Here is a 14,132-nt window from a genome sequence, read left to right as displayed (position 1 = left end):
CGTTTCGACGAAATTACGACGCCGGAACTACACGGTCCGGCGTCTGTTTGCATACTTTCGCGATGTTCAACCTCGAACCCACATGTTCCATCTTTGCAGTAACACCCTGGCATTCTCGTTGATCCATTTGGCATCTGGAACCACGACGGTGTCTCGAACTTGTATTGCTGTCGGCATGAAACTCCTGGTTTCATCGGACATCATTGCAATCGCTTCCGTACTCGGAGGTGTACAGGCCAAGACATCGCAAGCCTTTGCCTGGGCGATCGGATTCTCGAGCCAGAAAGCTATGAGTTTGAGTGCATTTTCCCGATTTGGCGCTCCCTTCACTAGCGCAATGCGATCGCCAACCAAGAACGATGCTTCATAGGACCAACCGATTGGGCGCCCCTCAGCTTGCAGAGCACGTGCACGGGTAAGCCAGATTTGGCCGAGCGCATATTCGTTGTTGCGAAACCCCTGGACACTTTGATCTCCGCTCTTCCACCATAACGAGACGGCTGGACGGATTTCGTCCAGTTTCTTGAATGCTCGATCAACATCGAGTGGGAAAAGTTCATCGCGTTTCACACCGTCAGCAAGTAGTGCGGCGGCCAGCACGCGCCAGGGATCGTCAAAATTCGGGAATGCCCTGCCTCCTGGAAACTCGGATACATTCCACATATCAGCCCAAGTCCGCGGCTCCCGTCGACCTTCCTTTTCTTTCCGGTAGACGAGCAACGTTGCGGTCGACTGGAGCAAAGCACCGCCCGGCGCACACGCATTCTCGGGCAAATCAGGCCGGTCAGCGAATGCTTTACAAAACTCGCTCAGGTCTTCGGTTACAAGTCGATGAGCCTCGGATTCCGACTGGATTTCTCCATCAAGATAAAGATCCCAGGAAACGTTTCCGGCCTTGACCATTGCTGAGGCTTTCGCCCGCATTTCCGAATTGGTTGCTGATACCATTCTTACGCGAATGCCCGTCTGCTCAGTAAAAGGATCGAACCAGGCTTCTTTTAGGGCGCGATCGTAAGCACCTCCGGTCGATGCGATAACGACCTCATTGGCCGATGTCGCACCGGCGTGCGCACTTATCGCAAGGGTTATCGCCGTGACAGTCATGGATCTGCAGACGAATTCGGTCACTTTATGAATTATCATGATTGTTTCCCCGTTTTTCAGTTTTGTTTGCAGCGTGTAAGCGCGAACGACAATGCGATAAGGCACATCGACACCAGGACGACCACAGTGGAGGCGGCTGCAATGGTCGGTGTCAGATTAAAGTCAATGTCTTCAAACATCTTTCTACCGATCGTCTTGCCGTTGATATCCGAAATGAAGAACGCCACGGTGGCCTCATCGAAAGAGGCCAGAAAGGCGAAGACAAATCCGGCGCCGATACTTGGGGCGATCATCGGCAACGTGATGTGGAAGAACGCTCTGCCACGTCCTGCTCCGCAATTCAGGGCCGCAAGCTCCAATGCTGGGTCGAAGCGCTGTAGAGCCGCTACTACGGTAATCATCACGAATGGAACCGACAGGACTGTGTGACTGACCAGAAATCCCGAAAAGGTTCCGGTCAATTGATGCGGTGCAAAAACCAGATAGAGGGCGACACCCAGAACAATATGCGGAACAATCATCGGGCCGATCGTCAGTACCTGGAAAACCCCTTTGAAGGGTAGCTCGCCTCTAACAAAAGCGAGAGACGCCATGGTTCCCACAACGGTGGAAGTCAGGGCTGTCGCCAAGGCGATTTTCAGACTGAACCATGTTGAAGCCATCCAGTCAGGGTCGCCGAAATATGCAGCGTACCATCTTAACGACAGACCTTGCGGCGGGAATTGCAGGTAATCCGTCTGGCTGAACGACATTGGGACGATTATCAGTGTGGGTAGGATGAGAAACAACAAGATGATACTCACGAAGAAGGCCGCGAACAGTTTCCAGGCGAGATTACCCATGCGCCATCCTTTCAGTGACATTCTTGAAGTCCCGGTCTCCGGTCTCGAACCGATTGTAGGGAACTGATTAATGGACACTTCCGAACCCCTTATTGAGCGCTAGTACTCGTCGGAAGCACGCGACAAAGATAATTGTCATGCCAAGCAACACAGTTGAAAGAGCAGCAGCGAATGGCCAATCCAGAGTCACAGTAGTTTCCTGACCGATCAGCGTTGCCATCAACATGGAATCCGGCCCTCCAACCAGAGCGGGCGTTATGTAAAAGCCGAGCGCCAAAACAAAGCATAGGGTAGCTCCGGCAAAGATCCCGGGAAGACACAAAGGAAATGTGACGACGAAGAAAGCCTTCCAGGGATTTGCGCCTAGGTTCAGAGCAGCTCGATCAAGGTCCTTGGGTATAGCTTTGAGCGCAGCATAGATGGGCAGTACAACGAAAGGCATGAGAACATGTGCCATCGCCAATGTCACCGCTCCTTGCGTGTAAAGAAGCTTGAAGGGTTGTTCAGTTAAACCGACGGCGCTGAGAAACCCGTTCACGATCCCATTCCGCTGCAATAGGACAATCCAGGCATAGGAGCGAACAAGAACCGAAGTCCAGAGCGGAATGAAGACGCAAATCGCCGCTATAATCCCTGCAAGTTTTCCTGCTCTTGCCATGGTCAGAGCGACAGGAAAGCCCAGCACGCATCCAATGGCAGTCACAGCGACCGCAACGCCAACCGTGGAAGCCAGGACATCAAGATAAAGACTTCCCTCAGCGATGCGTCCATAGCTTATCGCATCGTCCGAAAAACTAAGAAAGATGAGTCGGCCGATCGGATACATAAAGCCGACGACCAGTAGAATTAATAATGGTAGTACCAGAAACCACGATATTACCGGCGGGTATTGGCGTGCGGATCTTCCTCTAAGGAATGTGTCGAAACCGGAAAACGACGAACTCATGCGGCCAACCTCGTTTCAAGGTCGAAAGTCAGGAGTGAGAGGGTGTCCAAGTTTACACCGACGCGGCTATTCTTTCGCATCACCGGTGACGATGTTGTTGCAGGCAATTGGACACGCAGGTCGATATCTGGAAAAGCGTCTAGCCTTACCAGGACAACTGTGCTCGAACCGATGAAGACGGAAGCCTCAACAGTTCCGGACAGTTGCCCTTTTTTCGGGTCGGAAAAGATGCCGACATGTTCCGGTCTCACGGCTAGCCTGATTTCGGAACCGATAGATTTGTGAGCCAGTTTGGGATGAAGCAGCGCATCAAGTTCCACAGCAACACGTTCGGAGATATCCAGAATGCACTTGCCGTTTTTGTTGCCGCGATAAGTCGCCGGAATAAAATTGATAGAGCCGATGAAGTCGGCAACGAAGGTTCTATTGGGTTCGTTATAGAGTTCGGAGGGAGTACCAACCTGCTGGACGCAGCCATCGTGCATTACCACAATGCGGTCGGACATGGTCAACGCCTCTTCCTGGTCGTGAGTGACGTAGATTACTGTTGCTCCGAGATTCTCCTGAATGCGTTTGATCTCAAACTGCATTGCCTCTCGCAATTTCTTGTCGAGGGCACCGAGCGGTTCGTCCATCAAGATGACGGGCGGAGAAAAAACCAGCGCGCGGGCGACGGCCACACGCTGCTGTTGTCCACCTGACAACTGGTTTGGATAGCGGTCTGCGAAGTCATTGAGTCTGATCAGCTCAAGCATCTCATCGACGCGAGACCGGATATCTTTCTTCGAACCCAGTCGTCGCATTTTCAACGGGAACGCAATATTCTGCCGAACCGTCAGATGGGGGAACAGCGCATATTTCTGGAACACCATGCCGACGTTACGCCGGTTGGGCGGCAGGGTAGTTATATCTACGTCTCCCACAATAATCCTTCCGTTCGTCGGTTGTTCGAAGCCGGCGACCATGGTGAGCAAAGTCGTTTTGCCTGATCCGGACGGTCCGATTATTGAAACGAATTCGCCTGCCCGGATGTCGAGCGTGGTTTCATGGACAGCCCAGGTTTCGCCAAATCTTTTCTGAACGCCAGCAAGCATTAATTTCTGACCGATCAATCTTTCCTCCTCCGGAAACCACTTTGGTATCTGTGCCTTTGCGTTCGGTCCTCGATGCGAAATGCATCATTGACGTTCCAGACGCATAGACGTGCTCATCCAGCTACCGCGTGACTCTATGAGTACGCGCTGCTAAAACCTAAAATGACGCGACAAAAACTTTGCAAAAACTTTATATGGTCATTTTGTTGCATCATAATTCTGATGTGTCAACAGGGATTGAGGCTTAGATGAGCGCGATAAAATTGTCGGACCAGGCCAATGAAGGGCAGGCACCGGGTCTTGGCGACGTCGCATACCGCGAAATGAAGGAGCGCCTGATACGAGGCGAATATAAGCCCGGCAAGAAACTTACGGTCCGAGCCGTAGCGGAAGATCTCGGATTTAGTTCCACCCCTGCGCGGGACGCTATCAACCGGCTCACCGGCGAAGGCGCACTGGTCTATTCGGGACCAAAAACTGTAATCGTACCGGTTTTAAATGAAGACAGTTTGCGCGAGATCACACTAATTCGGCTCGCCCTGGAGGGGCTGGCGGCACAGCTGGCAGTCAACTCGGTTACCAATGAAGATATTGAAAAACTTAAAGATATTCAAAATTATATAAACGATGCACTGGATCGTCGCGCTTACGAGACGGTTTTGCGGCATAACAAGGATTTCCATTTTCATGTGTATGGAATGGCCGGAATGCCTCGGCTTTTATCCATGATCGAAGGGGCTTGGCTTAGGGTTGGCCCATCACTTTACGATCTCTATCCAGAGTTTGCTGAAGAAAAATACGGCGTTCGAAACCACCAGCTAGCCATTGAATCGCTAGAGGACAAGGATGGCGCATCCCTGCGCGCCGCATTCGAGAACGACATTCGGGATGGCTATCGGCGCTTGCGCCAGGCGGCACGAGCGCGCTCCTCGGCGAGATAGTTTTTTGTTGTATGGGCTTGACCTTTCGCATTTTTGTTGCAACAAAATTGTGAAGCTAACGCAAAAGCATTAGCTGATGTGCGTTTTAAAGGCCCAATCAATGATACCTAGTCCGAGAATAAACCGTGGCGATCCGGTGGAGAGAACGGAATCGTCACGTCTTTACGCCCGCAGCCTGCAGGTTTTGCCGCAGGGTGTGTCACGCGTCACGATCGATATCGATCCAACACCGATTTACATTCAACGTGGTGAGGGCGCCTATCTAGTTGATGTGGACGATAACCGTCTTCTGGACCTCAACAACAACTTCACCACGCTTATACACGGGCACGGATTCGAACCGATTGCAGAAGTGGTTGCGAAGCTTTTGCGTAACGGGACCTGTTTTTCCAACCCGACGGAACACGAGGTCGCACTGGCTGAATTGCTGATCTCGCGGATCCCGGCAATGGAAAAGATTCGCTTTGTCAACAGCGGGACCAAAGCGGTCATGTTTGCAATCAAGGCAGCTCGAGCGTTCACAGGTCGCTCTGCGATCGTTCGCTTTGAGGGAGCTTATCACGGGGGGTACGATTGGGCTGAAACGGGGCAAACCGGCACCTATCCCACCAACGGGTCCGGTCGAAACGTTGCACGACCAGGATACCATGGTGCGCCGTCCAGCCTTGGCGACGATGTGATCGTGATCCAGTTCAATGACAAGGAGGAGATTGTTTCGAAACTCGAAGGCCACGCGCATCGGATAGCCGGTATTTTGATTGATCCGATGCCTAGCCGCGCCGGGCTATTTGCGCCAAGCCAGGGATTTATCGAGGCACTGACAACCTTCACGCAAGAGCATGGCATTCTACTGATCGCCGACGAGGTGTTGAATATCCGGCAAGGTTATAGGGGGGCTTCGGACCGTTACGGTCTTAATCCCGATCTGATAGCAACCGGCAAGATCATCGGTGGTGGCTTTCCAATTGGAGCCATCGGCGGGCGCGCAGAAGTCATGTCGGTCTTCGAAAAGCGGGACGGTAAGCTACCAGTTCCGCAAGGTGGGACATTCTCCGCTAACCCCGTCTCCATGGCTGCAGGTCTTGCTGCTATGAATGCATTGCCACCCGATGCCTTCGCGCGGCTTGAAGAACTAGGAGATGCCTTGCGTTCGCGTCTCTCGCAGATCGCTCAGTCGCGGCAGGCTCCCTATTCGATCACGGGTGCCGCTTCCCTCTTCCGCATTCATTCCAAACGTGAAGCGCCGACTGATTATCGCGCTTCAATCATGTCGTCTGATCAGAACTTGCGCATGCGAGAGCTCACACGGTATTTCGCCCGGAATGGTGTTCTGTTGCCCTTTGGAGCCGCGGCCAGCCTATCCACCCCGATGGGCGAAAAAGAAATCGACCTCATTGCCGCGCTTTTTGATGATTTCCTTGCACAAAACCCCGTACGGGAGGACCATCCATGAAACATGCCGCAATTACAGACAGCGTTGCCGATCGTATCGCACAAGCACTTGTCCGCCATGGTGTGGAGGTGATCTTCGCACAAAGTTTGCCCTCCGCTGTGATTCTTGCAGCCGAAGCCCACGGCATCCGCCAGATCGCCTATCGTCAGGAGAATATGGGCGGAGCGATGGCGGATGGATATGCCCGGGTTTCTGGCAAGGTGAGTGTAGTCGCGGCGCAGAACGGTCCCGCAGCGACGCTGCTTGTTCCGCCACTAGCCGAAGCTTTAAAGGCGAGTATTCCAGTGGTCGCGCTTGTACAGGATGTCGAGCGAAACCAAACGGACAAGAACGCCTTTCAGGATATTGACCAAATCACCCTCTTCCAATCCTGTACAAAATGGGTCCGTCGACTAAATGTAGCCGAGCGCGTCGATGACTACATTGATGCAGCTTTTACCGCCGCGGCAAGTGGGCGAGCGGGACCAGTTGCGCTTTTGTTGCCAGCGGATTTGCTGCGTTGCCCGGCTCCGAAGAGCGATAAGCCGAGAACTGCTTGTCTTGGCTACTGGCCGCTTGACCGGTTTCGTCCATCCGACGACCTCATTCAGACCGCAGCGGATACTATTGCTGAAGCCCGAACCCCGGTTGTGCTGGCTGGCGGCGGTATTCATGCCGGTGGTGCAGCGGCAGCGTTGGCTCGTCTTCAGGAAATAGCCTCCCTTCCTGTATTCACGACGAATATGGGCAAAGGGGTGGTTGACGAATTCCATCCTCTGTCTGCTGGCGTTCTAGGGTCTCTGACTGGCCCTCGTTCGCTAGGCTTCTACAGTCGTCACCTCATGAATGAAGCAGATCTGGTTATCCTTGCCGGAACACGCACCAATCAGAACGGAACTGACAATTGGCAGCAGATTCCTTCTTCGGCTAAAGTTATTCACATTGACATCGATGCCGGAGAGATCGGACGCAATTACGAGGCATTGCGTTTGCACGGCGATGCACGCGAAACGCTCGCGGCCTTGTGCGAAACATTGTCTAAACGAGACTTCCTTCGGCGCAGTATGCCTCGCCTCAATTACGAAGAAAGAATTGCCGGTTTCTGGGCGGAATATGATGAAGCTCGCCGACCAGTTCTTGATGACCGATCAGGCGCCATGCGGCCTGAGCGCGTTATGCAGGAATTGCAGCCCTGGCTCGACCACGACGTGACAGTCGTGGCGGATGCGAGCTATTCGTCCATGTGGGTTGTCGGTCAGTTGCGCTGTCGCAAGGTCGGCACGAGATTCATTACACCGCGCGGGCTCGCTGGCCTTGGATGGGGTCTACCACTAGCGATGGGGGCAAAGGCCGCTCATCCTGACAAGCCGGTGGTTGCCATTGTGGGAGACGGTGGATTTGCGCATAGCTGGGCGGAACTGGAAACGATGATGCGTATGCAGTTACCCGTAACTGTTGTCCTCTTGAATAATGGCGTGCTAGGCTTCCAGAAAGATGCGGAAACCGTAAAATTCGGCCGCTATACAACGGCGTGCCATTTTGCACCAGTCGATCACGCGGGGGTCGCTTCAGCGTGCGGATGTCGATCTGCCACCGTCGATAATGCTGCTGACTTATCGGAGCAGCTACGTCTGAGTATTGAAAGCGGTAACCCCTCGCTCATCGAAGTTATTACCGATCACGACGCTCATCCTCCGCTTTCTCTTTTTGCGGCAATGGATCAGGCAGCATGACGGCTGGAGCGCGGGAGCGTATAGCAGTCGTAACCGGGGGCAGCTCAGGCATTGGGCTGTCAACGGTTAGACGATTGGCTAGCGAAGGCTACAAAGTAGCGTTTTTCGGGCAGACACCTCAGCGAGTCTCTGCGGCTGGCGAAATGCTCATTTCGCAGTTCGGGGAAGATGCCATCTTTTATCGAAGTGTAGACATAAATGAGGCGACAGCAATTGTCGGCTTTTTCGATGAGGTGCGAAGCTATTGGGGTCCGCCAGATACGCTGATCTGTAATGCGGGCGTATCGCCCAAAGCCAAGGACGGCAAAGCTGCAGCGTTTGTCGAAACGTCGATCGAGGAATGGAACGCAGTCCTTTCAACCAATTTGATCGGAGCTGTCCTTTGTTGCCAACGCGTTTTACCGGATTTGATCAAACGGCGTTTCGGGAGAATTGTTTTAGTTGGCTCTATTGCTGGCAGGACGTTACCCAGGCTCGCTGGCAGCGCTTATACCGCATCAAAAACTGCGCTATCGGGTTGTCTTCGTTCTCTCGTGTCTACGCTTGGCGGGACCGGAATTACAGCCAATATTGTTGCGCCGGGACATATCGTGACCGAAATGACTGGCCCGATTGATTCCGATTCAAATCGTGATGCCCTTTCGCGTATTCCGGTCGGTCGGTTGGGAAACCCTGACGACGTAGCAACAGTGATCGCATTCCTGGCGTCGGAAAACGCCGGCTTCATCAATGGCGCAACGATCGATGTAAACGGGGGAGAATACGTTTCACCCTAATAGCACTTCAGCAGGACGATGAATGTTATGTCGAAGGTTCTTATAAAGACATCTGACGCGCAATTGTTTTTGATGCTTCGTCATCTGCTCTCAGTTGAAGGGTTTGATGCTGATCTCTTATCAGAGCTAAAAGCATTGACGACTTCCGAGATAGGTGCCGAACAGAGCCCAAGCGCGTTGATATTGGATAGTGGCGATGCTGGCCTTTGCGAGTTCGCTCACCTCAGGAGGAAGCTTCCAGGTCTCGCGTTGGTTCTGCTGGCAAAGGATGATATCGATACTGGACTACAGATCAATGAACAATTGGATCTGGTCATGAAACCTCCGTTCGATCCACTTGTTTTGCTGGGATTTCTCCAAAGGTACCGAGGCAATTTCGCTACTACGGATGCCACGAAGGTTGTTTTGACCTATAGCGATCTATTGCTGAACCCTATGCAGTTCAGGGTGTTTCGCAGCGGCCTTCGCGTCGATCTCACACCGTTGCAGTTCCGTTTACTTGAAGCACTCATGCAAAAGCCTGAAATTGTATGGAGCAGGCAAGAGCTTATCGACGCTGTATGGGGTCAAGGAGCTATCGTCGAGCCCCGTACGGTCGACATTCATATCGGACATATCCGCCGCGCATTGGCGCGGTATGGTCCAAACCTGGTCAGAACTGTGCAGGGTCGGGGCTACGCCCTCGATCGGTCGGCAGACCCGTTACAGTGAGTTTCAATTCATGAGGCGCTGAAAAATCCGCGTCCAGAACTGAAAATTACGCTGATCGTCTTCGAACCAGGCGTCGAGCGCAAAAAGCGCGGCAGCTGTGGGGGCCGTGTCTGCATAGATTCGCCTCGTGGCATCCACAATCAGACTGTCTTCCGCGCCATAACGGATAGCATCCTGCTGCAAAAGTTCCCGGGCGGCTCTCACATTCGAAATTTGCAACACAAGCATTCCTCCTGCGCCCGGCGGAGGGTTCAATGAATAGAGCCGGACGTTGTGGAGACCGCATGACGGCTTTTTTTTGACAGCAATCGCTGTATCGTCGTCCCTAGCATGTGTTGCATTGAGAATGCACCCTTTTGTAACAGAATCAAATAGTTGTGGCAACAGTCGGATATAAGGTTTAGATAGAATTCTAGATATTTCGAGGAGTGCATCAACAAAGGAAAATAAGCGCTGTAGGATCGATGGAGAGACCTCCTATCTCGTCGGCAGAACCGCATAGGAATAAAATCTCGCAAACTTTGCAAAGGCTTTCTTGATCGACGTCGTTGAATTTTGCAAATTAAGCCAACACTCGAAATAGTTCGCCCTTACTTTTGACCGACAGGTGCGCCCGTGCTGATGAAAGACCGTATTGATCACTTGCCTCACGTAAAGCAGCGTGAGTTGCAGCGCGTGCTGGAAGTTATCTTCGAGGAATTCGAGGATGCGCTCAAGGAAGGCTCGGCTGAGTTCAAGAAGCGCGGTCGTATCGTCAAGGCCATTTTGTTCGGATCGTATGCGCGCGGCACACAGGTGGATGAACCGCATACCGGCAAAGGCTATCGTTCTGATTTTGACCTGCTGATTATCGTCAACAATCGTAAGCTGGCGGACTTTGAGTTCTGGCGAAAAACCGAAGACCGGCTTATACGCCTGCGTGATGTGCAGACTCCGGTAAACTTCATTGTCCATTCTTTGCGTGAGGTGAACACGCGGATCAAGGAAGGGCGATATTTCTTCACTGACATCCGCAAAGAAGGTATTGTACTTTACGAACTTGATCCTGAGCCGCTCGCCCAACCCGGCATTCTCAATCCGGAAGACGCCTATCGTATCGCGAAAGAATATTTCGACGACCGATTACCGCATGCACGCAATTTTGTACTGACTGCCAATTTTTGCATTGAGACGGGAATTTTCAAAGAAGCGGCCTTCCTGCTCCACCAAGCGATCGAACAAGCTTATTCTACCTTCCTGTTGGTAACAACAAACTACTCCCCGTCTTCGCACAACCTGAAATTCTTGCGTCGACTCTCGGAAGGGCAGCGCAATGAATTGGCCAAGGCATGGCCGCAAGATCAACAGCGCTACAAGGCCTGGTTTAATATCGTCAATGAAGCTTACGTGAAGGCACGCTATTCTCCGCATTTTGATATCACCGAGGAAGCTTTACGCTGGCTTTTGAGACAGACGAACGCGCTCATCGACGAAATCGAGAAGATATGTGCCGTTCAATTGAAGAAAATGAGCGAAGCCCGATAAAAGCACATCCTGATCGCCTCAAAGGGAAATGAGCCGCCAACCTGCTCCTCTCCATCGCCGAATCGGGGCAAGAAGCAGACGATCTGCTTCAGCCAACGAACGTTGACAAGCGGCCATCATTATCTGCCAGCACAACCGCCTGATTGCCAGTCAAGTGATCGAATTCTAACGACTGGAAGGGGGCCGTTAGCGGAATGACCGGTCTTTCCGAATGGAACTGAAAACCAGACATACACGTCCGCCGATGTGTTTGAGTGAGTGTGAAGAACGTGCGCCTTTGCCAATAAACTGCAGTTCCCCACCGCATTGAAACTACCTTGTCCGGGGCTCTCAATTTCCACGCAAAGCGCTGGGTCAGCCGATATAAACGGATTGTTTTTGGCTCAGTGTAACTCGCCGAATAACTACTTTTTTGTTGATATTGCCGTCAAAAGCATCTTCGCAACGGCCAGGATCGGTGCCGCAAAAACGAAAAGAAGCGCAACTGTGAGAAAGGCCGTATCGAAAGCGATTACCGTAGACTGGCCAGCAACAACCCTGTCTAATAAAATTATCGACGCTTGATCGGCAGCCACGGCAGTCATCCCACGGGCTTCGAGAACTGCCGCACTTGTCCCTAATCGTTCGCCTACAGCAGAATATCCAGCCGTGATATGGCTGCTGAGCACAGACACATTGCCTGCGATACTCCGCGTTATTAGAGATTGAAGACAAGCTACTCCTAGGAGACCGCCCAACTGGCGGCCAGTATTGAAAATACCAATCGCGCCAGGGAGACTATGTGATCCCAACCTACTGAATGCGATTAAGGTAATTGACAGAAATAGAAAGCCGAGGCTCATGCCCCGCAGGAGAACGGCGTTCATCATGTCGTCCATCCCGCTGTCGCCCGCTGCCCCTGACAGGAACCACATAGCAATCATGATCAGGACGATTCCGAAGGGTACGGTGGCAATTGGAGAGACGTGCAGGCACTGGATTATGAAGGCAGACAAGAAAAGCGAAAACACAAAAAAATGCTACTGGCGAGCAAAAGAACACCGGTATCCGTTGGCGTGAAAGCCAGGACTGAGATTGCGAAACTCGGAATCAAATAAGTGCTTCCAAACAATGCCGCACCAGCTACAAAACTTACTATGAATGCGAACGTAAAATCGACGGACCTTAAAACACTCAGTTCGAGCAGTCCCTCATCCTCAGGGCGGCTCGCTTGTTGACCGACAAACAGGCAAAACGTCACTACACCTATTCCGGTTAGCCACTGGACGCGACGTTCATCGAACCAGTTCCAACGGTCGCCCTGGCTGAGCACATAGACGAGACAGAAAAGCGTGATCGATGCCAGCAGAAGGCCACTCCAGTCAAAGCGCCTACAGGGAATATGGGTGTCGATGGTTTCTTCTGATAGGAGAACAAGCCCCGCTGCCAGCAATCCGATAGGAACTACTGAAAGAAAAATCCACGTCCAGGAATAGCTGTCCAATAGCCATCCTTGCAGTGCTGGTACGAGGGTAGCCGGTGCAACCACTGCCCCTGTCGCAAACAAGGCTTGTAGAACAGGTTGGCGAGAAGGCGAAAAGTCTCGAAAGATAACAGTTTGTCCGATTACCAGTAGGAGACCTCCCGAAAACCCCTGAAATGCGCGCAGACCAATCAGCAAATCCAGTCGGGTCGTCAACGCAGTGGCCGCACTTACCAATGTTATCATCACAGTTGCCGCAACAACGATAATCCGCAAATTAACGGTCGTCGCAATCCAGGATGCCAGAAGGAACGCGATCATCTTCAGTGTCGTATATCCGATGTCGAGCCAGGCGAATTCATCGGGAGTAGCGTATACGTCACCAATTATATCTCCTTTGCCAAGCGTCAAAGCTGTACCCGCAATCGCCTCAGTCAAAGTGGCAATCACAATGCCCGCGAGGAGAAGGCATCCTGTATTCTGCCTGGTCTGGCTCGAGACATTTGGGGGAGAAATCATCAGCTCTCGCTCCCCAGAATGATCTGAACCCGGGCAGAAAGTCCCGGAACCAGGCGGCCGGGAATTGGGTTCTGAACAAGTTTGATCTTGACTGGAACACGTTGCACGACACGGACGAAATTGCCAGTAGCATTATCAGCAGGCAGGAGACTGAAGGCCGATCCGCTACCCGGTGCAAAACTGTCAACTTTTCCCTCGATAATTATGCCGGGATAGGCGTCGACCGTTACCTGGGCTGACTGCCCGGGTTGAATATTCTCGATCTGTGTCTCCTTGAAATTTGCGACAATCCACACGTCCTTGATTGGCACCAGATCGATCAAGGAAGCTCCCGGAGATACGAGGCGTCCGACGCGAACCTGACGGTTACCAATAACACCGTCAAAGGGAGCACGGACGACTGTATTGTCGAGATCAATTCGGGCCAGGTCACGCGCAGCCCTGGCTTGAAGCACAGCAGCCAGGGCTGCTTCCTTTTGTGTGGTGAGAACCTTGATACGTGTTTCTTGTGCCTCCAGCGCGGCTTCTGCGCCTAATAAGCCAGCCTCCGCTTTTGACCTCGCAGCGTCACTTTCATCGACCTGAGCTCTGCTGACCGAATTTGTGCGAACAAGTTCACGCTGTCGCTGAGACGCTTTGACCGCGAGAGCAAGATCTGCCTCTGCTGCCCGTTTCTGCGCCGTCGCCTGCTTGACCAGAATATGCTGCAGCTGTATCTCCGCCTCCACATTGTCGATATGTGCCTGTGCCGCCTCCACATTTGCTTCAGCCTGCGCCAGACGTGCGCGGAAATCCCTGTCATCAATTCTGAACAGAACATCATTCGCCCGTACATACTTGTTGTCGGATACGTCAACCACGGTGACATATCCGGTTACCTTCGATGCGATTGCTGTCGTGTTACCGCGAACATAGGCATTGTCCGTCGCCGTCCGCTCGGTCGAACGCGCCCACATCCAACCTCCTACAGCGGTTGCAATCGCGCTGAGACAAAACACCAGCCCAACGATTTGCTTTTTCGTCCAAGACATCATCTTCGGCATCGCTA

12 protein-coding genes and 1 pseudogene are annotated in these 14,132 nt (G+C 52.6%); 6 read left to right on the top strand and 7 right to left on the bottom strand.

All coding sequences use genetic code 11. The features are described 5' to 3' along the window. Window positions 1-66 precede the first annotated feature (66 nt). The 4 genes from ACS5UA_RS05810 to ACS5UA_RS05795 form a co-directional block, all read right to left on the bottom strand. The gene (locus ACS5UA_RS05810) at window positions 67-1,104 is read right to left on the bottom strand and encodes an ABC transporter substrate-binding protein (RefSeq protein ID WP_050791035.1); all 1,038 of its coding nucleotides are present in this window, start codon (window positions 1,102-1,104) and stop codon (window positions 67-69) included. A gap of 56 nt (window positions 1,105-1,160) precedes the next feature. Continuing rightward, entirely contained in the window at window positions 1,161-1,946 is a 786-nt protein-coding gene (locus tag ACS5UA_RS05805; RefSeq protein ID WP_006472027.1) for an ABC transporter permease, read from the bottom strand. A gap of 67 nt (window positions 1,947-2,013) precedes the next feature. Continuing rightward, complete coding sequence (locus ACS5UA_RS05800; protein WP_112700874.1) at window positions 2,014-2,892, bottom strand: ABC transporter permease; 879 nt, start codon at window positions 2,890-2,892, stop codon at window positions 2,014-2,016. Continuing rightward, window positions 2,889-4,004: an ABC transporter ATP-binding protein gene (locus ACS5UA_RS05795; protein ID WP_006468237.1), complete on the bottom strand. Its 1,116-nt coding sequence runs from the start codon at window positions 4,002-4,004 to the stop codon at window positions 2,889-2,891. Before ACS5UA_RS05795 ends, ACS5UA_RS05800 begins: the two co-directional genes overlap by 4 nt. A gap of 230 nt (window positions 4,005-4,234) precedes the next feature. Here ACS5UA_RS05795 and ACS5UA_RS05790 point away from each other — a divergent pair, with 230 nt between their 5' ends. The 5 genes from ACS5UA_RS05790 to ACS5UA_RS05770 all read left to right on the top strand — a co-directional run bounded on the left by ACS5UA_RS05790 (window position 4,235) and on the right by ACS5UA_RS05770 (window position 9,579). Further along, window positions 4,235-4,927 carry a GntR family transcriptional regulator gene (locus ACS5UA_RS05790; protein WP_006468236.1) on the top strand — a complete coding sequence of 231 codons (693 nt, stop codon included), beginning with the start codon at window positions 4,235-4,237 and terminating at the stop codon, window positions 4,925-4,927. A gap of 100 nt (window positions 4,928-5,027) precedes the next feature. Beyond that, a complete protein-coding gene (locus ACS5UA_RS05785) occupies window positions 5,028-6,380 on the top strand; it encodes an aspartate aminotransferase family protein (RefSeq protein WP_443101227.1) in 1,353 nt (450 codons plus the stop codon). Continuing rightward, window positions 6,377-8,092 carry an acetolactate synthase catalytic subunit gene (locus tag ACS5UA_RS05780; protein WP_006468234.1) on the top strand — a complete coding sequence of 572 codons (1,716 nt, stop codon included), beginning with the start codon at window positions 6,377-6,379 and terminating at the stop codon, window positions 8,090-8,092. Before ACS5UA_RS05785 ends, ACS5UA_RS05780 begins: the two co-directional genes overlap by 4 nt. Further along, the gene (gene fabG / locus ACS5UA_RS05775; RefSeq protein ID WP_112700876.1) at window positions 8,089-8,868 is read left to right on the top strand and encodes a 3-oxoacyl-ACP reductase FabG; all 780 of its coding nucleotides are present in this window, start codon (window positions 8,089-8,091) and stop codon (window positions 8,866-8,868) included. Before ACS5UA_RS05780 ends, fabG begins: the two co-directional genes overlap by 4 nt. Window positions 8,869-8,895: 27 nt before the next feature. Beyond that, entirely contained in the window at window positions 8,896-9,579 is a 684-nt protein-coding gene (locus tag ACS5UA_RS05770; protein ID WP_235691669.1) for a winged helix-turn-helix transcriptional regulator, read from the top strand. A 3-nt stretch (window positions 9,580-9,582) separates the two neighbouring features. On the opposite strand, the gene ACS5UA_RS05765 is transcribed toward ACS5UA_RS05770, so the two are convergent. After that, window positions 9,583-9,807: a hypothetical protein gene (locus ACS5UA_RS05765; protein WP_006472023.1), complete on the bottom strand. Its 225-nt coding sequence runs from the start codon at window positions 9,805-9,807 to the stop codon at window positions 9,583-9,585. Window positions 9,808-10,200: 393 nt separating this feature from the next. Between ACS5UA_RS05765 and ACS5UA_RS05760 the strand changes: the two genes are divergently transcribed. After that, entirely contained in the window at window positions 10,201-11,103 is a 903-nt protein-coding gene (locus ACS5UA_RS05760) for a nucleotidyltransferase and HEPN domain-containing protein (RefSeq protein ID WP_112700877.1), read from the top strand. A 404-nt stretch (window positions 11,104-11,507) separates the two neighbouring features. On the opposite strand, the pseudogene ACS5UA_RS05755 reads toward ACS5UA_RS05760, so the two are convergent. Together ACS5UA_RS05755 and ACS5UA_RS05750 are read right to left on the bottom strand one after the other, a co-directional pair. Next, window positions 11,508-13,084: pseudogene (locus ACS5UA_RS05755) on the bottom strand (MFS transporter). Beyond that, a complete protein-coding gene (locus ACS5UA_RS05750) occupies window positions 13,084-14,118 on the bottom strand; it encodes an HlyD family secretion protein (protein WP_273771185.1) in 1,035 nt (344 codons plus the stop codon). Before ACS5UA_RS05750 ends, ACS5UA_RS05755 begins: the two are co-directional and overlap by 1 nt. Between the last annotated feature and the right edge of the window lie 14 nt (window positions 14,119-14,132).

Origin of the sequence: Brucella sp. RRSP16 (assembly GCF_052246815.1) — a bacterium.
Classification (GTDB): Bacteria; Pseudomonadota; Alphaproteobacteria; order Rhizobiales; family Rhizobiaceae; genus Brucella; species Brucella intermedia.
The sequence above is the reverse complement of the archived record's forward strand: the minus strand, read 5'-3'. Positions and strand labels throughout refer to the sequence as shown.